Source organism: Candidatus Methylospira mobilis (assembly GCF_009498235.1).
Taxonomy (GTDB): domain Bacteria; phylum Pseudomonadota; class Gammaproteobacteria; order Methylococcales; family Methylococcaceae; genus Methylospira; species Methylospira mobilis.
Genome location: NZ_CP044205.1, coordinates 2917218 through 2937347, shown reverse-complemented (window position 1 = coordinate 2937347; position 20130 = coordinate 2917218). Strand labels below are relative to the sequence as shown.

Here is a 20130-nt window from a genome sequence, read left to right as displayed (position 1 = left end):
TTTAACCTGAAAAGGATAGTCAAAGCCTCCCGTCCTGCTTTGGATTTTGTATTCCTATCGCATTAATGGTTTCCAGCAACTCCCGCTCGGTAAACGGCTTGCGTAGCAATGCCGCTCTGCCGTCTGCCGCTATTCTTTCCCGAATGGCGGGATCGCCGTCACCCGTGATGAACACGACGGGGATAGATAAACCCGAAGCCGCTATCCCCGCCTGTACATCCCAACCGTTCAGTCCGGGCATGAGCAGATCGAGCAGTACACAATCGGGAATATGATTATCGAGCGCATCGAGAAAAGCGCGCCCGGAACTGGACGTTTCGGTACGGAAACCGCAAACGCGCAGCAATCGCTTGATAGCATTTAGTACAATTTCGTCGTCATCGACGACAGCTATAAGAGGTGATTCGTGAGATATAAGGAAAAACCGGCATTGCTATGAAAGACCCGGCAAACCTTAACAAGTGATTGGATGGTTTACGATTGAACCTAAGTTTACTTTTGGGGTATGGCGGGTGAAATCCCGCCTCTTTCCGCCAACTTTATTAATTGGGCAAGGGACCGTACCCGAAGTTTTTCCATGATTCGCATTCGGTGTACTTTGATGGTTTGTTCGCAAGTTCCGAGGTCGGCGGCAATTTGTTTGTTGAGTCGACCGGCGATGACATGGCTGCATACTTCACGTTCACGCTTGGTCAGCGTTGCCAGACAATGTAAAAGCTTTGTCCTTTCCGCTTGTACTTGCCGCGCCTCTTTATCTAAGACGATAGCTTGCTCGATAGCCTCGATTAAGTTCTGGTCCTCGCAAGGTTTGGTCAGAAAATCCACCGCGCCGGCTTTGATCGCCCGTACACTCATTGGAATATCGCCATGACCGGTGAGAAAGATGATCGGCAGACCTGGCCCGCGAGCGGCCAGCGCCTGCTGCAGGCTGAGGCCGCACAGGTCAGGTAACTGCACATCAAGCACCAGACAGCCTGGAGAGTCGTTCTTGTCATGAAAGAGAAATTCGCTGGATGAACCGAAAACCGCAGCCTGATAGCCGACAGATCGTACCAGCCTGTCCAGACTGCTCGATACAAGCGGATCGTCGTCAACGATAAATACCGTTGGGGTAGCGGTCATGAGCTTGTTTCTTGGGTGATGGGCAGGGTGAAACGGAGTGTGGCTCCCCTATCGGGGTTGTTGATCGCCCATAACCGTCCGCCGTGGGCGTTGATGATAATTCGGCTGATAGTCAGTCCCATCCCCAGACTGTGAGGTTTGCTTGTAATAAAGGGATCGAAAATCTGTTCCAGCGCCTGTGGAGCGATACCAGACCCTGTGTCATGTACAGCTACCTCCAGGGTGGCCGTATCACTGAGACTGGTGCAGATTCGCAACTGGCGCAGTCCACTCGCCGACGAGGTCATCGCTTCAGTCGCGTTCATCACCAGATTGATCAGTACTTGCGTCAGTTGTACCGGATCGCCTATCGTACATTGCAAGTTATCAGCCAGATGCAGGGTTAGAGACACTTGCTTGGCGATCAGGTCGCTATGCAACAGTTTGGTGACTTCTTCGGTGAGCGTATTGATATGCAGCCCCTGTTGTACCACCTCGTCTTTCTTGAACAACACTCTTAAGCGGGAGACTACTTGGCTTGCCCGACGGTCGGCTTCGGTAATGTCGTTCATGATGGCGCGCAGTTCCTTCCAGTCAGGCGGTGTTTTCGCAAGAAACCGCTGGCCCGCCTGAGCGTTGCAGAGGATGGCGGCCAACGGTTGGTTCAACTCATGGGCAAGCGCGCCGGAGAGCTCTCCCATAGTGGTCACCCGCGTTATGTGAATCAGCATCTGTTGTTGGACCTTCAATTCCTGTTCCATCTGTTTGCGCGCTGTGACATCAACTGATGCGGCCAACAGTTGCAAAGGTTTTCCGGCATCATCAAAGTTCCCACGGTACAGGGTTACAATCCAACGCACCGAGCCGTCCTGACGGATTACTCGGTATTCATGCCGGTAATCATTTTTTTCGGTCAGCACCTGCTGTATGGCTAGTTGAGTAGGCTGTCGGTCATCCGGGTGCAAGGTCATGAGAAAACCCTGATAATTTATCGGCGTTGCGGAAGCAAAGCCGTATAGGCTACGGCCAAATTCCGTGATCTGGAAGCGGTCACGTGCGATATCCCATGACCATATCCCTAAATCCGCTGTTTTTTCGGCCAGATCTATCCATTCCTTACTAGCGCGTAGCCGGGTTTTTGCACGGATGCGGTCAGAGTGCCATGATGTGATGAGGAACAGGGCTTCGGTAATATAAAAAATGATGACGTTGGCTCTGTACATAGCATTAAGAAACAACTTCCTGCTGCTTATAAATAGAAACGGCCAAGGACACAAGCTACGCACTTTGGAAGTATGCGCAAATTTGAACCTGTCCGATAGTCTAAGGAGTGAATGTTCCGGCTACAACCTGTCAATATTGACAGGTTGTAGCCGGAAAAACGAATGTATCTTGTCTCAATCAAGCAGTTTTGAGGATAGTTCCCCCTTCACCGTTTTTATGGAAGCGCGAGTTGAAACTGGTTTATTCGGGCCGGTTGATTCTTCAGACGCGATAAAATGCGTACTTCACTATGGAGTCCCCTATACGTGAGCCTTGGAAAAGCGGCCTACACTCATTTATAGTACTAAGAAATTTGAGGAGCATGCATGAAAACCGAAAAAGTAAAACAATCTTTGCCTCGCCTACTCATCGTAGGCGGCGGGGCCGGTGGCTTGGAGCTGGCGACCCGGCTGGGAAATTCCTGGGGGAAACGTCAAAAAGCCAGTATTACGCTGATTGACGCCGGAAGAACGCATATATGGAAGCCATTGCTGCACGAAGTGGCGGCCGGTACGCTGGATGTGCATGACGACGAAGTAGATTATCTGGCGCAGGCCTATAACAACCATTTTCATTTCATGCTGGGGCGCATGAGCGGGCTGAACCGCGCGCAGAAGACCATCACCATAGCGCCGATGCTGGATGAAAAGGGAGAGGAAATCGTCCCCGAGCGTTTCTGCACTTACGACTATCTGGTAATTGCGGTCGGCAGCGTATGCAACGATTTCGGAATCAGCGGCGTCGCCGGAAACTGTTTGTTTTTGGATACGACTGCGCAGGCCGAGCAGTTTCATCATCGCTTGCTGGAAGCCTACTTGCGTGCGCATGTGCAGGGCGGCGTTCGGGTGGCAGGGCAGCTGGATATCGCCATAGTCGGCGGCGGCGCAACAGGTATCGAACTGTCGGCCCAGTTGCATCAGGCAGCGGAATTGTTGAACGCCTACGGTCTGGATAACGTTAAGCCCGCCGATATTCATATCAATCTGATAGAAGCGTCCCAGACTCTGCTGCCCGAGCTGCCGAAGCGCCTGTCCCAGGCTACCTTGAACCAGTTGCGGCTGATCGGCGTAAGTGTGCATCTGGGCGAGAGGGTGGTTGCGGTAGATGGGCAGGGGATACATACCCAGTCCGGTCTGTTTATACCGGCGGTGCTCAAGGTTTGGGCTGCGGGAATAAAGGCGCCTGATTTTCTTGCACATCTGGATGGCTTGGAAACCAACCGCATCAACCAGTTGCGCGTTCGATCCACTTTACAAACGACAGAGGACGATCATATCTTCGCGATCGGCGATTGCTCCGCCTGTCCGTGGCCTGAAAAAGGCCCGGAGGCCACCGTGCCGCCGCGCGCGCAAGCCGCTCATCAAATGGCGACTTTGGTTTTCGACAACCTGCAGCGCAGCATCAAGGGCAAAAAGCTTGAAAATTACCACTACCGCGACTACGGTTCGCTGGTGGCGCTCGGCAAGTTCAGCACAGTGGGGAATTTGATGGGGAATTTGATGGGTAGCGTGATGATAGAGGGCGCTATCGCGCGTCTGGTCTATTTGTCGTTGTACAAAATGCATCAAATGGCCTTGTTCGGGCCTTTCCGTTTGGTTTTGCTTATGGTTTCAGGTTTTTTTCATCGGCGTTTGCGTCCGCGGATCAAGTTGCATTAGGCGGTTCTGAATTTGTTGCTTGACGCCCCCGTTACGCGGCGAGGGATTACCGATCGCTCAGGTTTTAACCTTGATTGACCGACGTCAACTTCGCCACACGAATTCGTACGGCTGTGCTAGCATGAGACAACACTTTCCTTTCCCCCGTAATGGATTGCATGTTTGCCCGATGACCCCGGATTTATCTTGTTTTCGTATCGCCGGTTTGTTCCGTGGCTATCATCGCGGCAAAGTACCGGTTATAGCCGCGCTTTTAATAGTGGCGGGGCTGGGCGCCTGTAAAAAAGCCGAGACGCCCGCACCCCTGCTGGATATACCGTTCATCACGGTAGAGCCCGCGGATGTGCCGATAGAAAAGGTCTGGGTGGCGACAGTTGACGGGTTGGTCAACGCGGAAATCCGCTCCCAGGTGACCGGTTATCTTGTCAAACGTAACTATCTGGAAGGCTCCCTTGTCAAAAAAGGGCAGGTGCTGTTCGAGGTGGATGCGCGTCCGTTTCAGGCCGCGCTTGACGAAGCCAAGGCGCAACTGGCGCAGGCGGAAGCGCAGCACGGCAAAACAGCGCTTAATGTGAAGCGCTACCGTCCGTTGGCGCAAACGCAGGCTATCAGCAGGCAGGAACTGGATGACGCTGTTCAGGATGATTTGTCCGCCGCCGCCAATGTTCTGGCGGCGCGGGCTGCGGTAGAAAAAGCGGCGGTAAATCTCGGCTTTACCCGCATCATTTCCCCAATTGACGGCGTTGCCGGTATTTCCAACGCGCAGCTTGGCGATCTGGTCGGTCCTTCCGGGACCAGTGGTTTGCTGACTACGGTTTCCACCATCGATCCGATCAAGGTTTTTGTTCCGTTGGGTGAGAAGGAGTATTTGCTCAAAGCGGAAAAAATCAATAAACCGCAAAGGGATACTGAGCCACAACAGCATTTGGATCAGCTCGATCTGATATTGGCCAATGGATCGGTCCATCCGTACAAAGGGAGGTTTTATTTCGCCGACCGGCAGGTGGATGTGAAAACCGGGACCATCATGGTGGCGACGCTGTTCCCCAACCCGGGGAATATTCTGCGTCCCGGACAGTTTGCCAAGGTGCGTTATATCGACAGCATGCGCACCGGCGCGCTGCTGGTGCCGCAACGAGCGGTGATGGATGTGCAGGGCAGCAACCAGCTGGCTGTAGTCGGGCCGGATGATAAAATCAGTTTCCGCCCGGTGCAGATGGGCGAGCGCTACGGGTCTTCATGGGTGGTCACTTCCGGCCTGCAGGCGGGCGAGCGCGTGGTGGTGGAAGGTTTACAGAAAGCAAAGCCCGGTCTGCAGGTCAAGCCCGTGGCCTGGCAGTCTCCCTCGCCTGCCGGCGATACGCCTGCACGCTGACTGCCATGCCGCGCTTTTTCATTTTACATCCCACCGTTTCCATCGTTATCTCGATTTTCATGGTGCTGCTGGGGCTGATCGCGATGGTGCAGCTGCCGGTGGCGCAATATCCCAGCATAGCCCCGCCTGAGGTTCAACTGCTCGCCAATTACGTCGGCGCGGACGCGCTTGCGGTCGAACAGGCCGTCGCCACGCCGATAGAGCAGCAGATGAGCGGCGTCGACAACATGCTGTACATGACCTCGATCAACTCCGGCAACGGTTCCATACGTCTGGCGGTCGATTTCGACGTCAAGACCGATCCCAATACCGATATGATACTGATGCAGATTCGCTATTCACAGGCCGAGGCGCAGGTGCCGATCGATGTCCGCAATTACGGCGTCACCATACGCAAAGGCACCAGCAGTCCGTTGGCGCTGTTTGCGCTGTTTTCCCCAAAAAGCACTTACGATCCGCTGTTTCTGGCCAGCTATGCCCAGATCAATCTGTACGATCCGCTGGCGCGCCTGCCCGGCATCGGGCAGGTCAATGTGTTCGGCTCCGGGCAATATGCGATGCGTTTCTGGGTGCGTCCCGATACGCTGGCCAAGCTGAACATCACCGTCAATGACATTATCACCGCGCTGCAGGCGCAGAATACCGTGAACCCTTCCGGTCAGATAGGCGCGGAACCCGCTCCTCCCGGCCAGGAGTTTACCTATACGGTCAGATCGCAGGGACGATTGATTTCCAGCGAACAGTTCGAAAACATCATTATCAGAGCCAATCCGGACGGATCGATCGTACGCATGAGGGATGTCGCCCGGGCGGAGCTGGGTGCGCAATACTACACGCAACGCGGGCGCATGAACGGCGGCAATGCCGCGATCATTGCGATTTATCAATTACCCGGCTCCAATGCGATAGAAACCGTCAACCGCGCCAAGGCATTGATGGAAGATCTCAAAACACGTTTTCCGGAAGATATCGATTATGTGGTGTCGCTTGATACCACCAAGGCGGTTACCCAAGGCATCAAGGAAATCGTCAAGACTTTGTATGAAGCCGTCATACTGGTCGCTTGCGTGGTTTTTGTATTTTTGCAAGGCTGGCGCGCGACGCTGATTCCGTTGCTGGCGGTGCCGGTGTCGTTGATCGGCACTTTCATGTTTTTTCCTTTTTTCGGCTTTTCGATCAATACGCTGTCCCTGCTGGGTCTGGTATTGGCCATCGGTCTGGTGGTGGATGACGCGATTGTGGTGGTGGAGGCGGTGGAGCGCAACATCGAGCACGGAATGTCGCCGCGTGCCGCAGCGCTTAGAGCCATGGAGCAAGTGACGGGTCCTATCGTTGCGACGACGCTGATTTTAGGCGCGGTTTTTATCCCTGCCGCGTTCATTCCCGGCATTACCGGGCGTATGTACCAACAATTCGCGATCACCATCAGCGTGTCGGTATTCATTTCCGGCTTTAATGCATTGAGTCTCAGCCCGGCGCTGGCCGCGTTGCTGTTGAAACCGCGCGATGAGCCGAAAAGCGTAATAGGGCGTTTTTTTGCCGCGTTTAATCGCTGGTTCGAGCGTATGACCGTCCGTTATATTGGCGCCTGCCGTTTTTTTATTCGCAAATTCGCGATTGCGTTGCTGCTGTTGGGGCTGCTTGCCGCCAGCGGCAGCTTTCTCGGTGGCGTGTTGCCGGCCAGTTTCATTCCCGAAGAGGATCAGGGGTATTTTTATATCAACGTCCAGCTGCCGCCTGCCGCATCCATACAGCGTACCGACGAAGTGACGCGCCGGGTCGACGAGATTTTGAAGCAGACGCCGGGAATAGAGCGTTTTAACCTCACCATCGGTTTCAGCCTGCTCAGTACGGCGACGACCACCTACAGCGCGTTTTATTTTGTTACGCTTAAACCGTGGGATGAGCGCGATCCGCAAGGGCTGACCGCAAAGAAAATGATGCAGGATTTGAACCGGCGCTTCGCGCAAATGCCGGAGGCCCAGGTTTTCACCTTTTCGCCGCCGGCGATACCGGGCGTCGGTACCGCAGGAGGCATTACCTTCGTGTTGGAGGATAAGGCGGGGCAGGATGTCGGCTTTCTCGCTGAGAATACCAGAACCTTCATGGAAGCGGCGCGTAAACGGTCCGAGTTTTCTTCGGTCAACACCATTTTCATTCCATCGGTGCCGCAATTTTTTGCCGATGTGAACCGCGATCAGGTGCTGAAGCAGGGTATCGATCTGGCCAGCGTATACAAGACGCTGCAAGTCTATATGGGTGGCGCATTCGTCAATTATTTCAATCGCTTCGGACGAACCTGGCAGGTTTACGTGCAGGCGGACGGCGCATTCAGAGGCGATACCGATGAAATAGCGCAGTTTTACGTGCGCAACAGCGAGGGCAAGCCGGTGCCGATGTCGGCGCTGGTCGAGATGAAACGCAGCAACGGCCCGGAATTCACCCAGCGTTACAACGGCTATCGATCGGCCCAGCTCAATATTTCGTTGGCGCCGGGTTATAGCAGCGGACAGGGCATGGCGGCGCTGGAGCAAGTATTTGCCGAAACCATGCCGCGCGGCATGGGCTACGACTATATGGGCATGTCTTTTCAGGAAAAGCTGGCTGCGAAAGGGGTTTCGCCGTCGCTGGTATTCGCTTTTTCGATATTAATGGCGTTCCTGATACTGGCGGCTCAGTATGAAAGCTGGGCATTGCCGGTCAGCGTGATGATGGGAACGCCGGTGGCGATGTTCGGCGCTTTTGCGGCCTTGGGCGTGATGGGGCTGGAAAACGATGTGTTTGCGCAAATCGGTCTGGTGACATTGATAGGGCTTGCCGCTAAAAACGCGATTTTGATCGTTGAGTACGCGCGCGTGGAACAGAAAAACGGTAAATCGGTGGTCGACGCCGCCTTGACGGCGGCAAAAGTACGTTTGCGGCCTATCCTGATGACGGCGTTCACTTTTCTATTGGGCGTGCTGCCGCTGGCGCTCGCCAGCGGGGCCGGAGCGCAGCAGCGTCAGATTCTTGGCGTAACCTTGATCGGCGGCACGCTGGCTGCGAGTTTTATTGGCATACTGCTGATCCCGGCCAGTTATTATGTTGTGGAAACATGGCTGGTCGGAAGCAAAGCGCGCGATCGGGCGCCGGACTGAATAGCCGCATGTTACCCGGAATCCTGCCGATTAAGGTCCGCTTAAGCTGGTTGGCGGCGCTGTTGCTGTTACTGAATGCCTGCGTGAACCCGGTAGGGCCGGATTATCAGCGCCCGGAAATCGATAAGCCTGCCAGCTTGCCGCATCACCCTGAGCAGACGGAAACTAAATCCATGGCCGATCTGCCCTGGTGGGGCGTATTTCGCGACAAGACGCTGCAACAATTGATAAAGAGCGCGGTTGCGAATAATTACGATCTGCGCGCCACTGTGCAACGCATAGAGCAATCCGATGCGCTGGCGCGTCAGGCGCAATCGCAGCTGTTTCCGCAAATCGGTTATCAGGTCGGCTTGAGCAACGGCAAGAACAGTTATTTCGGCATGGCTGCGCCGTTCCTGAGAGGAGAGAGCGTCTCTCCCATCGTGACCGCGTTGAATATGAGCTGGGAGCTCGATATCTGGGGACGGATACGCCGCTCCACGGAAGCGGGCTATGCCGACATGCTGGCCAGTCAGGAATTCCGGCGCGGCATCATGCTCAGTCTGGTCAGCTCGGTCGCCCAGGCCTATTTCGAATTGCTGCAATTGGAGCTGCGTCTGGCTATCGCGAAAAAGACCACGCAGTCTTTCGACGGCAGCCTGCAGATATTTACCCAGCGGCTGCAATTCGGCGTAGCCTCCAAGCTGGAAACCGATCGCGCACTGTCTGCAAAAGCGCAGGTAGCCGCGCATATCCCGGATTTGGAGCGCCAGATTCTGGTCAAGGAAAACCAGATCAATCTGTTGTTGGGGCGCAATTCCGGGACGATAAAACGGGATATCGGTTTGCTGCAGCAAGAGCTGCCGGTGCAAATTCCGGCGGGTTTGCCTTCCGCGCTGCTGGAACGGCGCCCGGATCTGCGTCAGGCCGAGCAGCAGCTTATCGCAGCCAATGCACGTATCGGCGTGGCGCGGTCATTATTTTTCCCCAAGCTCGGATTAACTGCTATTCTGGGCAGAACTAGTCTGGAGCTAAGCGGTTTTACCGCGGGTACCTCGAACTTGTACGGCGCTTTTTTGTCCCTGGCGGGACCTATTTTTCAAGGCGGAATGCTGATGGCGCAACACGATCAGGCCATCGCCGCTTATGCGCAGGCCGAATTGGAATACAAGCAGGCTGCGTTGAACGCGTTTAAAGAAGTTGACAACGCGCTGATAAACAGCGAAAAGCTATCTGAAATAAAGAAGCAGCAAACTATAGCGACCGAAGCGCTGGAGGATGCGGTTACCGTAGCGCTGGAGCGTTACGTGGCCGGCAAAGCTTCGTATTACGAGGTGCTTGAAGCCCAGCAACAGCTCTATCCCACGCAAGTGGCGCTGACCGAAACCGAGCTGATGCAGCGAACTGTCATAATTCAACTGTATAAAGCATTGGGAGGCGGCTGGAAGTTTTCCGACCAGGAATGGCTGGAAGCGGAGGCCGGTAAAAACGTGGAAACAACGACTGACGAGGGTAAGATGCATGAGTAATGAATACGCAGATATCGGCCTGATCGGGCTGGCGGTCATGGGGCAAAACCTGGTTCTCAACATGGCCGATCATGGTTACAAAGTGGCGGTGTTCAACAGGACTACCGAAAAAACACGCGAGTTTCTCCGCCATTGCAGAGATCATGAACCCAGTGTGGATCGCGTATTGGGTTACGAAGAACTGGAAGAATTTGTTGCGCACATAAAACGCCCCAGAAAAATCGTGCTGTTGGTGAAGGCCGGCACGGGGACCGACGCGGCGTTGAACAGTCTGCTGCCATTTCTCGAACCCGGCGATATCGTCGTAGACGGCGGTAATGCACACTGGATGGATACGCGCAGAAGAGAACGCGAATTTACCGACAAGGGCTTCGAATTCATAGGCTCCGGCGTTTCCGGCGGCGAAACCGGAGCGCGTTTCGGACCTTCGCTGATGCCGGGCGGCAGTGCGAAAGCCTGGTCCTCGCTGGAACCGATCTGGCGCGCGATTGCCGCGAAGGTCGATCCGGTGACCGGACAGCCGCTGGAAGGCGCAGAGCCGGGCAAGCCGGTCGAAGGCGGCTTCTCCTGCACCGCGCATATCGGCCCGGACGGCGCAGGTCATTATGTCAAAATGGTGCATAACGGTATCGAATATATTGACATGCAGTTGATTTCTGAGGCCTATTGGTTGATGAAAAAGCTGCTGGGCTTGAAGTCCGAGCAGATTGGCGAGCAGTTCGACGCCTGGAACAAGGGCGACCTCGGCAGTTACTTGATACAGATTACCGGCGAAATTCTGCAACAGCAGGATCCGGAAAGCGACAGCTATCTGGTCGACAAAATACTGGATGCCGCGGGTCAGAAAGGAACCGGTTTGTGGACGGCTTCCAGCGCGCTGGAATTGGGCGTACCGGCCAATGCCATAGCCGAAGCGGTTTTTGCGCGTGCGCTGTCATCGCTCAAAGAGGAACGCGTTTTTGCGAGCAGCTGTCTTTCTGGGCCCGCCATAGAAGTGCAAACGGGTATCGAAGAGTGGGGGGAGGCCATCCGTACCGCGCTTTACTGCTCGAAGATTTGCGCCTATGCGCAAGGCTTCCAGTTGATGAAGGAAGCGCAGAAAGTGTACGGCTGGCAGCTTGATTTCGGCACCATCGCCAGTATCTGGCGCGGCGGCTGCATCATCCGGGCAAGCTTCCTGAATCGTATTACCCAGGCTTACCAGGAAGTCCCTGCGCTGGGCAACCTGATGCTGGCCCCGTATTTCAGGCAGATACTGGCGGAAGGGCAAACGGCGTGGCGCAAAGTCATTGCGCTGGCGGTTGTAAACGGCTTGCCGGTACCCGCCTTCAGCTCGGCGCTGGCCTACTACGACGGTTATCGCAGCGCGGATTTACCGGCCAACCTGATACAGGCGCAACGCGACTACTTCGGCGCGCATACCTATGAGCGCACCGATCAGCCGCGCGGACGTTTTTTCCATCTGGAATGGACAGCGGAGCAGCGCGTGCAGCGCGTGGAAGGCTGATCCTAGGGTATTAACCGCCTCGTAGCGTTTGGAACGGGTTTCTGCCCGTGTCAGCGCCTATTCAGGACTACCACAGCCCACTAAGTCAATTAATTAGTGGGCTGTGGCGTGTCTTCAGTAGGCTTGGCTTGTCCAAAATTTTTCCCATGATATTATTGCGGCTGCTCCTATAGACGTTGTCATCCTCTCCCGCCTAAAGTCGTCTGGCTCTGCGTAGGCATCGAACACCGATGTAAGGGTACGCTCGCTATCATTGGCTAGGCGCATCAGTACACGGGTGCCTGGTTCGTCACCTTGACCGACCATTAACCAATCCGTACCATCCGCTTCATGAGCGAAATTTAGGTTTCCAGAGAGTATATCGAACTGGTCAGCGGCCTTGGATGAGAAAAATATCCCCTCTCCTGTGTGCCGGGATGGATCGGTTGTCAGTTTACCCTTCGCCAACTCAAGGATTGATTCCCTTGCGTCCCACAGGCCTAGCGCCTTCTGGATCTTCAGAAATACGCCCTCTCCGTTGTCAGACACCTTCAGGTAGGTATTGATGGGATCCCTTCGCAAATACACCGCTACGGTTGGCGACCCTGAATGGTCGATTGCATTGTTGATCATCTCAGTTGCGGCATAGTGCCAGGAAAAGGTGTTATCTGCACCCAGTACCCAATGCGTTAGTGACAATGTCCGGTGTAGGTACGGTGACCTGAAAACTGAAAGTCGACATTTGCTAAGCCGTTCTTGGCTGACGGTTTGTGATTAAATCTTGCTCTGGTTCAATCGAGATTTGTTGATCGGTACGTCCTTGGTTTTCTGAGCAGACTTCTCAGTCGCAATCGCCGCCGCGCCGCCGACCGGAAACTTACTGCAGAACAACTCCGAGATTTTGGAGTTTTGAGCCAACAGCACTTCAGCGTTCATGTCACTCAGAACCATGCACGGCATCCCCAACCCTCCGTCATCCTTACCGGTTATGTAGTACCACCAAGCCACGAAAATCATGACGAATACAGTCAAAATCGTCGCAAACATTCGATCCCCTCAAGCGTTTTTCGAGTAATTCAATGAATCTGGTTTGCAGTTCCGGCGCGGCTTCTTTCATAACCTCGATTGTGGTTTTCTGGATCGTGCGAATTCGGCCCATATTCAGGACTTCGCCCTGAATCTTGGTCGGCAGTGACAGCAAAGTCGTGGCCGATGTCAGAGAATCCTTCCGGTCACGGATAGAGTTGGCGCTTTTCGCGTTCAGCCTGAGTTTTCTGACCTCTTTGAGCCGTTCGCACACCTCCGCATACAAGTCGATATCCTTCCTGCCTCCTATGAGATTTACATTGTTGATGGCGGCAGGCGAGTAGTTGACGCGCGGACGCTCCTTGATCTCGGCAGGGAGCATATCCCGGCGGGTGAGCAGGAAATCCACCAGTTCATGGGGGTTCTAGCGCCAAATTGGCTTGGACCGGGCATTTTCGGGCCGATATGAGTTTAAATTCTGGGCGGCGGCGCATCCGTGCTCGCCGGGATGGAATTTTGCCGGGGTCCAGAGGTTCCTGGGGCGGCAGTTTGTAAGATTTTTTGAAAAAGTGCGCGGTAAGTTGTTGGTTTAGGGTAGGGATGTTGTAAAATAATTCATCGGTGGGGAGTGTTGCGAGAAGGGGGATGTCGTTGTTTTGTCTTAATGTTCAAGGGTAAAAGTTGGTTGCGAGCCGCGTCACGTTTGGAGCGTCCATTTTGATATCGGACAATAGGACTCATTTTGTCCCATCAATTACGCAAATAACCCACTACATCATGCAATGCTTTATCATGTGGACTCGATGACCTCGAAAGTAGCGGCGTTTTTTGATGAATTAAACCTAACTATGCAGGTGAAACCATAGCACCGAAACTGAGCGCACGTAATATTCTTAAAGGCACCGCGAATGTGATCACAAATGGCGTTGTTGACACAGAAGTCATAGTCTTCATTGAGCTGTCTCCCGGCGTGGAAATCGTTTCTATCATCACCAAAAGCTCCGCCGAGAACATTGGCTTAACCATAGGTGGCAGCGCTTACGCGATTATTAATGCATCTGACGTCATCGTTGCCGTAGACGGATAATCCGATTTTTCCTGCCAGTAAAACTGTGCCGTGAAAACTATTTCTCATGGTGCGTGCTAAGTAAGCATGAGACATTTCGGCAAGAACTGTTTAATCGGTTGTCCTGGTGACATAGTATCGAAAAACGCACCGCGTTACGCTATCGCCGGACGACGTCAAATACGGCTCGGCTCTGCGCGAAGAGATTAATCGGAAGATTACGATTGGAACATTCAGCCTCGAAGCGTATTTCCCTTGCTTCGTAAAGGCTCAGCAGGATGAGTCCCGGATTACGTTTTTTGAACTGGCACGCCGGCTGGTTAGCAGGGCGGGATCACTTGGCCCTGCCTACTGTTACGGAATAAGTGCTCAAGACTAACAGACGTGGAAGATTATTTTAGCTCGCTTTCCAGCCCTGAAGGGAGTTGCTGGCAGTACAAGAGTATATTTCCACGATGGTTAGGCGGACACACTTACTAGTGCTTAATCTCTTAAATTAACGATAGTGTTCTTGAGCTGGCTACCTCGCACATCTCGTTTGCGCTATTTAAAGGGGCGCGGATTTTGAGCCTATTTGGCAACGAACGCCTCAATGGCATTTCTTAGATCGGCGATGCTGGAAATGCTGCCGCCCCGCAACGCCTTCCGGCTTAGGATGCCGAACCAGATTTCCACCTGGTTCAACCAACTGGCCGACGTCGGCGTAAAGTGGAAATGTAACTGTCGTGGCGCTCCCGGTCTGGCTTGATCTTCCAGCTCCTCCAGTTGTTTGGAAACAAAGCGATCCCGCCATTTAATGATCGTGTTAGGTCGAGTTTTGAGGCGTTTAGCTAACTCCCCATAACACCCAGCGTCGTTTCGCCGGGCCTTGCAGAACAAGCGCCATTCAGCGCATGATCGGTTAAGCGCAGTGTGACCTTTCCAGCGCCGGCAATGGTCTCAAAAAGTGGATGACGAAATATCAGACACATCGATTTTCCCATTTCGGATTTTGCCAAAACGGCTGCACGATCGCTTAAACTATGGAGTTGAAACCGGTAGTCTGTTGGGTTTGGATTGTAACCTGTCAATATTCGTTGGCTTATTAAAATTTGCCAGCTCAAGCCGGATGGCCTTTCGGAAACCGCCATATTTTTAGAGAACATAATTAGATCTATGATGCTTTACGGAGTTAAAAACTGCGATACGGTTAAAAAAGCGCGCGCGTGGCTGAGCGCCGAAGGTATCGAATACCGTTTTCACGATTTCAGGGTGGATGGACTGGATGCGGCTTTGCTGGAAAGCTTTGAGCGTGCGGCGGGTTGGGAAATTTTGCTGAATCGCCGCGGCACCAGTTGGCGCGGCTTAAGCGATGAGCAGCGCGCCGATGTCGATCGCGGGAAGGCGCTGGCGTTGATGCTGGCGCATCCTGCGCTGATCAAACGTCCTGTGTTGAATAGCGATTCGAAAATTGTGGTCGGATTCACGCCGGAGAAGTATGCTGCGGAGTTGAAACGATGACGGCTGCGCTGGAATTGACTCAGGCGCTGATGTGCCGCCGCTCGTTGACGCCGGATGACGCAGGCTGCATGTCTATCGTTTTGGAGCGTCTGCAGCCATTGGGTTTTACGGTCGAGTGGCTGGACTTCGGACAGACGCGCAATCTCTGGCTACGGCGCGGCCGGCAAGGGCCGTTGTTTGTGTTTTTGGGGCATACCGATGTGGTGCCGCCGGGCCCGCTCGAATCCTGGACTTCTGATCCGTTCGAGCCTGAAATTCGCGACGGCGTGTTGTACGGGCGCGGCGCGGCCGATATGAAAAGCAGCATCGCGGCGATGGTGGTGGCGCTGGAGTGTTTTATCGCCAATTGCCCCGATCATGACGGGTCTATCGCGCTATTGCTCACCAGCGATGAAGAAGGCACCGGCGCGGACGGCGTGGTCAAAGCGGTCGAGGTGTTATCTGCGCGCGCTGAAAAAATCGACTGGTGTCTGGTCGGCGAACCGTCCAGCTTCGTGTCGCTGGGCGATGTGGTGCGCGTCGGGCGGCGCGGTTCGCTGTGCGCCGAGTTGCAGGTGTTGGGCGTGCAGGGGCATGTGGCCTATCCCGACAAGGCGGAAAATCCGATACATCGTTTTGCGCCGGTGCTGCAGGAGTTGACGACCGCGGTTTGGGACAACGGCAATGAATTTTTCCCGCCGACGCGTTTGCAGGTTTCCAATATACAGGCCGGAACCGGTTCGGAAAACGTGATACCGGGCAGTCTGCGCGTTCAGTTCAATTTCCGCTTTTCAACGGCGGTGACCGAGCAGGATTTGAAACAGCGCGTGGAGGACATGCTGGATAAACAGGGCTTGCGTTACGAACTGAACTGGCGCTTATCCGGATCGCCTTTCCTGACCACCGGCACGCGTTTGCTGGATGCGGTTCAGCAGGCCTTGCAGCAGCTAATCGGAAAACCGGCGCGCCGCGATACAGGCGGCGGCACTTCCGACGGGCGCTTTATCGCGCCGACCGGCGCTGAGGTGGTCGAACTGGGGCCGCTTAACGGCACCATACATAAGGCGAACGAATGCGTGCCGGTTGCGGATATCGGCGCGCTGGTTCATATTTATCGCGGAATTTTGTTCAATCTTTTGCAGCGTAATCAATGAAAACTATTAAAACAAAAACAGGAATGGTAATCGGCGCAATGTTGGCAGCGCTGCTTTTTGGCAACCAGCCGGCGTTAGCCGCTAATAAACATAAAGCGGAGGCTGCCGCCGGCTTGACGCAGCAGCAGGTGACGCAATTTCTGCAGCAGTTGGACGATCAGGCCATGCAGAAAAACGTGAATGGCGTCATGGCGCACTTCGATGCAACGGCGCAGGTGGTTGTGCTGGCGCCAACCCCTCAGGGGCCGCAGCCGATGAATTTCGGTTTCGAGGATTATCGCCGGCTGATGGAGGCAACGCTGTCCAGCGCAGGAGAGTACAAGGTGCGGCGGCAGGATGTGGCCGTGCATGTGTCGGGAGCCGACAAGGCGGTAGTCACCGATATTAATTTTGAAACCCTGGTGACCCAGGCCAAAACCATCAAGACCATCGCCAACGAGCAGATGGAAATTGTGCGTGTCGACGGAAAGCTGAAGCTGACCCGGCTTAACTCTCAGGTGCTGAGTACTACGGAATAGCGGCTGGGTTCGGGTTCGGCTGGTTTTCACGACAACTTTAGAGAAGTTCCTTTGCTGTGAGGGCTATAGAACCACAAGCCGTTCGTGCTGAGCTTGTCGAAGCGTGAACGGCTTTACAACATTCAATAGCTATTCTTCTGCAATCGGCCTTGGGTCTGCGGGTCAGGCTGTCGAGACACGCGGAAGCGTGTCGGTAGATCAACCGCGCAGTAAACCCTTCCATGGGGGCTCGACTGCGGCATCCCTGCCGCAGACGGTCCCGCCAACCTTACCCGCAGCCCTTTTTGTAACGTCACGGAAGGGTACTGGCATGGTTATTTTTTTGTCTATGCCCTTAAATTAACCGGTAAAGCAGGCCTGTCGTAGGGTGGATAAGCGTAGCGCATCCACCGCACGGCTTTCCGACGCACGGCTTTCCGACGCACTCGGTTACGGGAATTTATTGTTGACCAAATCGAATAAGGAATCAGCCTGATGTCCGAACTAGCTCAGCGTCTTATCGAAGAAAACAAGCAAACCCGCGCTACGTTTCTGGATTTGGGCAACTGTGGCCTGACTGAAGTGCCGGTTGAAATTGGAGAGCTGGCTTGGCTGGAGGCTTTGTCGTTTTCTTCATATTGGTGGGAAGACGGTGAGTGGAAAAAACTCCGAATACCGGTGCTGCCAACGATATTCGGAGCCTGACGCCTTCGTAGTCCGGTTTAAGAGTCAAAAAAAGCTTGTTCGGTGTAGTGGTACAACCAAATCCTTTCTCTCACTTGATAAGTTTAAAGCTGCTTCGATTGGCGGGTGATTATGAAAAAATCTATGAATTAATTGACCTGACCCCGCTGGCTGGACTGAAGGGCTAAAGGAAAAGGTCGAAAAACTGGTGCCGTGCAACTGTGCACAATGTCTGACTCGGCTCGAACCTAATTCCTACGAGCTAAAGATGCTGCTGCGTTTCAAGGCGGACGGGATACGGAAGTGGAAATGCTCGCAGAGTTATGCCGATGTCAATGTGCTGGAACTGCTGGACGGCATACACGCAAACCGCCCGCCTGATCGGGTCAGTCCGTCACCGTTGCGCATCTTCATTTCCTATTCCCATGCGCAAAGGGATTATTTCCACGTTTTCAAAACCGATTTAGGTCAATATATCCAACTTCCCGATGTGGAAGTTCAGGTGTTTGACGATAATGCAATCCCCATCGGTGCGGCATGGGATGAGTATTTGCAGGGCAAGGTTTCTGATTGTGACGTTATGGTGTTGCTGGTCAGTCAGGAATTTATGAATTCGCAGTACATCCGCGAAAAGGAGTTTGGCTCGGCGCTGGAACGGTGGGAGCAGACTGTTGATTGCGCCGATTTATTTTGCGTCTTGCCGGTTCGAATCGGACGAAGAGTTGTCCCGCCTGCAATTTTTCAAGCCGCGTGGCGATCCGTTCGGCGAGGCGCAAAAGGGTAACGGCTTTTCCTTCATTGATTTGGTAAACTTCCGCGAAACCGATGGTCCGCCTATCCTCAACGCCAACCGCCAGCATTACATGATGGAACTGATGAAAAAGATGGAACCGGAACTGCGGAAACTTGCGAGCAGCAACGCCCGAAATTAATACACTAACCCTGCCCGCTCCGTTCAGTTCCGTTAAGCGAGGTAAGGCTGTTCGCGGTGAGTCCTTCGACTCAGCCAGGAGAGCTTTGTCGAGCCGGGAATGGCTTTATCGTCAATGCGTTATGTTTTTCCGTTCGGCTTTCGACAAGCTCATGACGAACGGAAAAACTTTTATCTTAACGGAATGCCGCTCCGCTCACCCCTCACCGGAATTAAGCGCCGCCACCTTTTTCTCGAGCTGCTTAAGCCGCGACCACATTTCCGACAAGCGCGTCATTGCCGCCATATTTTTCAGGTATTGCTTGAGCGGTTGTGCCGGTCCACCTGCATACTGACCCGGTTCCTTGATGCTGTTATTGATCCCGGCGCGGTGCAGCAGCACGCAGTCGTTCGCCACCGTGACATGATCGAGTACGCCGGTCTGTCCGGTGGCTATCACGCGCTTGCCGAAGCGGCTCGACCCCGATATGCCGGTATGCGCGCAAATGATGCAATCCTCGCCGATTTCGACGTTGTGGCCGATATGGCACAGCGCGTCGATGATGACGCCGGAGCGAATGATGGTCGCGCCGTAGGTGCCGCGATCTATCGTGGTGTTGGCGCCGATCACCACGCGGTCTTCGATAATGACTTTGCCGGTATGCGGTATGCGGTAGTTGCGGCGCTGCGCATCCTGGGCGAAGCCGAAACCTTCCGAGCCGATCACGCAACCCGCCTTCAGCATGACCTGTGCGCCGATTTCGCAGCCGTGGCTGACCACGCAGCCCGGATGCAACATCGTATCATCGCCGATGACCGCCCCTGACTCGATCACCGCATTGGCCATCAATGCGACGCGATTGCCCAGCACCACGTTGGCGCCCACTACGACGCCGGGGCCGATCACCGCATCTTCCGGTATGTTTACGCTGGAGTGCACGACGGCCGAAGGATGTATCTGCGGCCATTCGGTATGGTGGAAGTCCCTGTCGACATAGGCCTGCTTGATCAGCGCCGTAGCCAGACGCACATTGGGTGAAATCAGTATCGCGGTTGCGCCGGGCTTGATACCGTTGGCGATTTCTTCCGTCGTAACCACGGCGGCCGGTTGGTTTTGCGGGATTAAACTCAGGTACTTTGGATGGTCGATAAAGACGAGGTCGCTCCGGCCGCAATCTTCCACCGGCGCGATGCCTGTAATGAGCGTGGAGGCCCCATTATGGCTGCTAATCAGCCCTTGATCTTGAAAACGCAGAAAAATTTCTGATGAAGTCGTATGCATGCTGCAAATAAATAAGTTCCAACTGTCGCCAGCATACCTCAGTTGTGCGGGTAAACGAAAGTGCTATAGTTGCTTGGCAGCGACTCCGGCGAGCAAATGGTTTTATAATGTATGCCCCAACTGACTCCAACTGATTTTATGTTGGCGTTGTTCATTATTTATGAGGAGTAAGTCGATATGAAAAGCACAATTACTGTGAAGGGTATGAAATGTGGCGGATGCGAAACGAACTTGCAGAATGCGCTGCTCCCATTGGCTGGCGTGGTGTCCGCCAAGGCCAATGCAAAATCATCGCTCCTGGAAATTGAGTACGATGAAAACGTGTTGAGCGCAGAGCGCATCAATCAGGTCATTGTTGAAAAGGGCTTTCAGCCTGGCTAGTGGTTATTCGTGCGGTTTTGCGTATTTATAATCCTGTTTAATCAAGCGATTGGCTTGCTTTTACAGGCAGCGCTTCCCTTGTTTGGATGTCTGAGTTGTTTTTTAGGAAGGACGGAAATGATG

20 protein-coding genes and 2 pseudogenes are annotated in these 20130 nt (G+C 54.0%); 13 read left to right on the top strand and 9 right to left on the bottom strand.

Translation table 11 applies throughout. The annotated features are described in order from the left end of the window. Positions 1–19: 19 nt before the first annotated feature. The 3 genes from F6R98_RS13360 to F6R98_RS13350 all read right to left on the bottom strand — a co-directional run bounded on the left by F6R98_RS13360 (position 20) and on the right by F6R98_RS13350 (position 2324). Positions 20–394, bottom strand: a complete 375-nt coding sequence (locus F6R98_RS13360) for a response regulator transcription factor (RefSeq protein ID WP_228125248.1) — start codon at positions 392–394, stop codon at positions 20–22. Positions 395–492: 98 nt separating this feature from the next. After that, positions 493–1122 (bottom strand): response regulator transcription factor, encoded by a 630-nt coding sequence (locus F6R98_RS13355; RefSeq protein ID WP_153249458.1) that lies wholly within the window; start codon positions 1120–1122, stop codon positions 493–495. Then, a complete protein-coding gene (locus F6R98_RS13350; RefSeq protein ID WP_228124870.1) occupies positions 1119–2324 on the bottom strand; it encodes an ATP-binding protein in 1206 nt (401 codons plus the stop codon). The genes F6R98_RS13355 and F6R98_RS13350 overlap by 4 nt, the downstream gene beginning before the upstream one ends. A 366-nt stretch (positions 2325–2690) precedes the next feature. On the opposite strand from F6R98_RS13350, the gene F6R98_RS13345 reads away from it, so the two are divergent. The 5 genes from F6R98_RS13345 (at position 2691) to gndA (ending at position 11549) form a co-directional block, all read left to right on the top strand. Beyond that, the gene (locus F6R98_RS13345; RefSeq protein WP_153249456.1) at positions 2691–4022 is read left to right on the top strand and encodes an NAD(P)/FAD-dependent oxidoreductase; all 1332 of its coding nucleotides are present in this window, start codon (positions 2691–2693) and stop codon (positions 4020–4022) included. A gap of 121 nt (positions 4023–4143) precedes the next feature. After that, entirely contained in the window at positions 4144–5397 is a 1254-nt protein-coding gene (locus F6R98_RS13340) for an efflux RND transporter periplasmic adaptor subunit (protein ID WP_153249455.1), read from the top strand. Between the two features lie 5 nt (positions 5398–5402). After that, positions 5403–8534: an efflux RND transporter permease subunit gene (locus F6R98_RS13335; RefSeq protein ID WP_153249454.1), complete on the top strand. Its 3132-nt coding sequence runs from the start codon at positions 5403–5405 to the stop codon at positions 8532–8534. 8 nt (positions 8535–8542) lie between these two features. Beyond that, positions 8543–10042 (top strand): efflux transporter outer membrane subunit, encoded by a 1500-nt coding sequence (locus tag F6R98_RS13330; protein WP_153249453.1) that lies wholly within the window; start codon positions 8543–8545, stop codon positions 10040–10042. Next, positions 10035–11549, top strand: a complete 1515-nt coding sequence (gene gndA, locus F6R98_RS13325; protein ID WP_153249452.1) for an NADP-dependent phosphogluconate dehydrogenase — start codon at positions 10035–10037, stop codon at positions 11547–11549. Before F6R98_RS13330 ends, gndA begins: the two co-directional genes overlap by 8 nt. A gap of 114 nt (positions 11550–11663) precedes the next feature. Here gndA and F6R98_RS13320 read toward each other — a convergent pair whose 3' ends face one another. From F6R98_RS13320 to F6R98_RS13310, 3 genes are all read right to left on the bottom strand, one after another. Beyond that, positions 11664–12161 (bottom strand): ATP-binding protein, encoded by a 498-nt coding sequence (locus F6R98_RS13320; protein WP_153249451.1) that lies wholly within the window; start codon positions 12159–12161, stop codon positions 11664–11666. 141 nt (positions 12162–12302) lie between these two features. Then, positions 12303–12464: a hypothetical protein gene (locus F6R98_RS13315; protein WP_153249450.1), complete on the bottom strand. Its 162-nt coding sequence runs from the start codon at positions 12462–12464 to the stop codon at positions 12303–12305. Positions 12465–12507: 43 nt separating this feature from the next. Continuing rightward, the gene (locus F6R98_RS13310) at positions 12508–12963 is read right to left on the bottom strand and encodes a hypothetical protein (protein WP_153249449.1); all 456 of its coding nucleotides are present in this window, start codon (positions 12961–12963) and stop codon (positions 12508–12510) included. 426 nt (positions 12964–13389) lie between these two features. Here F6R98_RS13310 and F6R98_RS13305 point away from each other — a divergent pair, with 426 nt between their 5' ends. Both F6R98_RS13305 and F6R98_RS22820 read left to right on the top strand, forming a co-directional pair. Further along, positions 13390–13641, top strand: coding sequence for a TOBE domain-containing protein (locus F6R98_RS13305; RefSeq protein WP_320412177.1), 252 nt, complete (start codon positions 13390–13392; stop codon positions 13639–13641). A 142-nt stretch (positions 13642–13783) separates the two neighbouring features. Then, positions 13784–13999: pseudogene (locus F6R98_RS22820) on the top strand (Arm DNA-binding domain-containing protein); the annotation flags it as partial. A 164-nt stretch (positions 14000–14163) separates the two neighbouring features. Here F6R98_RS22820 and F6R98_RS22095 read toward each other — a convergent pair. Together F6R98_RS22095 and F6R98_RS21645 are read right to left on the bottom strand one after the other, a co-directional pair. Beyond that, a pseudogene (locus F6R98_RS22095) lies at positions 14164–14340 on the bottom strand (IS630 family transposase); the annotation flags it as partial. Positions 14341–14450: 110 nt separating this feature from the next. Next, positions 14451–14765 carry a hypothetical protein gene (locus F6R98_RS21645; RefSeq protein ID WP_194270262.1) on the bottom strand — a complete coding sequence of 105 codons (315 nt, stop codon included), beginning with the start codon at positions 14763–14765 and terminating at the stop codon, positions 14451–14453. 10 nt (positions 14766–14775) lie between these two features. Between F6R98_RS21645 and F6R98_RS13290 the strand changes: the two genes are divergently transcribed. The 5 genes from F6R98_RS13290 (at position 14776) to F6R98_RS13270 (ending at position 18218) form a co-directional block, all read left to right on the top strand. Then, entirely contained in the window at positions 14776–15120 is a 345-nt protein-coding gene (locus F6R98_RS13290; protein ID WP_153249446.1) for an ArsC family reductase, read from the top strand. Next, positions 15117–16253: a succinyl-diaminopimelate desuccinylase gene (dapE, locus tag F6R98_RS13285; protein WP_153249445.1), complete on the top strand. Its 1137-nt coding sequence runs from the start codon at positions 15117–15119 to the stop codon at positions 16251–16253. The genes F6R98_RS13290 and dapE overlap by 4 nt, the downstream gene beginning before the upstream one ends. Beyond that, entirely contained in the window at positions 16250–16771 is a 522-nt protein-coding gene (locus F6R98_RS13280; protein WP_153249444.1) for a hypothetical protein, read from the top strand. Before dapE ends, F6R98_RS13280 begins: the two co-directional genes overlap by 4 nt. 474 nt (positions 16772–17245) lie before the next feature. Beyond that, positions 17246–17455 carry a hypothetical protein gene (locus tag F6R98_RS13275; RefSeq protein WP_153249443.1) on the top strand — a complete coding sequence of 70 codons (210 nt, stop codon included), beginning with the start codon at positions 17246–17248 and terminating at the stop codon, positions 17453–17455. 316 nt (positions 17456–17771) lie between these two features. Continuing rightward, the gene (locus F6R98_RS13270) at positions 17772–18218 is read left to right on the top strand and encodes a toll/interleukin-1 receptor domain-containing protein (RefSeq protein WP_194269933.1); all 447 of its coding nucleotides are present in this window, start codon (positions 17772–17774) and stop codon (positions 18216–18218) included. Positions 18219–18561: 343 nt separating this feature from the next. On the opposite strand, the gene lpxD is transcribed toward F6R98_RS13270, so the two are convergent. Further along, entirely contained in the window at positions 18562–19626 is a 1065-nt protein-coding gene (gene lpxD / locus F6R98_RS13265) for a UDP-3-O-(3-hydroxymyristoyl)glucosamine N-acyltransferase (protein WP_153249441.1), read from the bottom strand. A gap of 177 nt (positions 19627–19803) precedes the next feature. Between lpxD and F6R98_RS13260 the strand changes: the two genes are divergently transcribed. Further along, on the top strand, positions 19804–20007 hold the full coding sequence (locus F6R98_RS13260; protein WP_153249440.1) for a heavy-metal-associated domain-containing protein: 204 nt from the start codon (positions 19804–19806) through the stop codon (positions 20005–20007). The last annotated feature ends 123 nt before the right edge of the window (positions 20008–20130 follow it).

What these genes read in the sequence shown, in the direction of transcription:
- F6R98_RS13335 (WP_153249454.1), top strand. Translation starts at nt 5,403, where the DNA reads ATGCCGCGCTTTTTCATTTTACATCCCACCGTTTCCATCGTTATCTCG.
- gndA (WP_153249452.1), top strand. Translation starts at nt 10,035, where the DNA reads ATGAGTAATGAATACGCAGATATCGGCCTGATCGGGCTGGCGGTCATG.
- F6R98_RS13315 (WP_153249450.1), bottom strand. Translation starts at nt 12,464, where the DNA reads ATGAACGCTGAAGTGCTGTTGGCTCAAAACTCCAAAATCTCGGAGTTG.
- F6R98_RS13275 (WP_153249443.1), top strand. Translation starts at nt 17,246, where the DNA reads ATGTCCGAACTAGCTCAGCGTCTTATCGAAGAAAACAAGCAAACCCGC.
- F6R98_RS13280 (WP_153249444.1), top strand. Translation starts at nt 16,250, where the DNA reads ATGAAAACTATTAAAACAAAAACAGGAATGGTAATCGGCGCAATGTTG.
- F6R98_RS21645 (WP_194270262.1), bottom strand. Translation starts at nt 14,765, where the DNA reads ATGTTCTCTAAAAATATGGCGGTTTCCGAAAGGCCATCCGGCTTGAGC.
- F6R98_RS13350 (WP_228124870.1), bottom strand. Translation starts at nt 2,324, where the DNA reads ATGTACAGAGCCAACGTCATCATTTTTTATATTACCGAAGCCCTGTTC.
- lpxD (WP_153249441.1), bottom strand. Translation starts at nt 19,626, where the DNA reads ATGCATACGACTTCATCAGAAATTTTTCTGCGTTTTCAAGATCAAGGG.
- F6R98_RS13330 (WP_153249453.1), top strand. Translation starts at nt 8,543, where the DNA reads ATGTTACCCGGAATCCTGCCGATTAAGGTCCGCTTAAGCTGGTTGGCG.
- F6R98_RS13290 (WP_153249446.1), top strand. Translation starts at nt 14,776, where the DNA reads ATGATGCTTTACGGAGTTAAAAACTGCGATACGGTTAAAAAAGCGCGC.
- F6R98_RS13320 (WP_153249451.1), bottom strand. Translation starts at nt 12,161, where the DNA reads ATGATCAACAATGCAATCGACCATTCAGGGTCGCCAACCGTAGCGGTG.
- F6R98_RS13260 (WP_153249440.1), top strand. Translation starts at nt 19,804, where the DNA reads ATGAAAAGCACAATTACTGTGAAGGGTATGAAATGTGGCGGATGCGAA.
- dapE (WP_153249445.1), top strand. Translation starts at nt 15,117, where the DNA reads ATGACGGCTGCGCTGGAATTGACTCAGGCGCTGATGTGCCGCCGCTCG.
- F6R98_RS13345 (WP_153249456.1), top strand. Translation starts at nt 2,691, where the DNA reads ATGAAAACCGAAAAAGTAAAACAATCTTTGCCTCGCCTACTCATCGTA.
- F6R98_RS13340 (WP_153249455.1), top strand. Translation starts at nt 4,144, where the DNA reads ATGAGACAACACTTTCCTTTCCCCCGTAATGGATTGCATGTTTGCCCG.
- F6R98_RS13355 (WP_153249458.1), bottom strand. Translation starts at nt 1,122, where the DNA reads ATGACCGCTACCCCAACGGTATTTATCGTTGACGACGATCCGCTTGTA.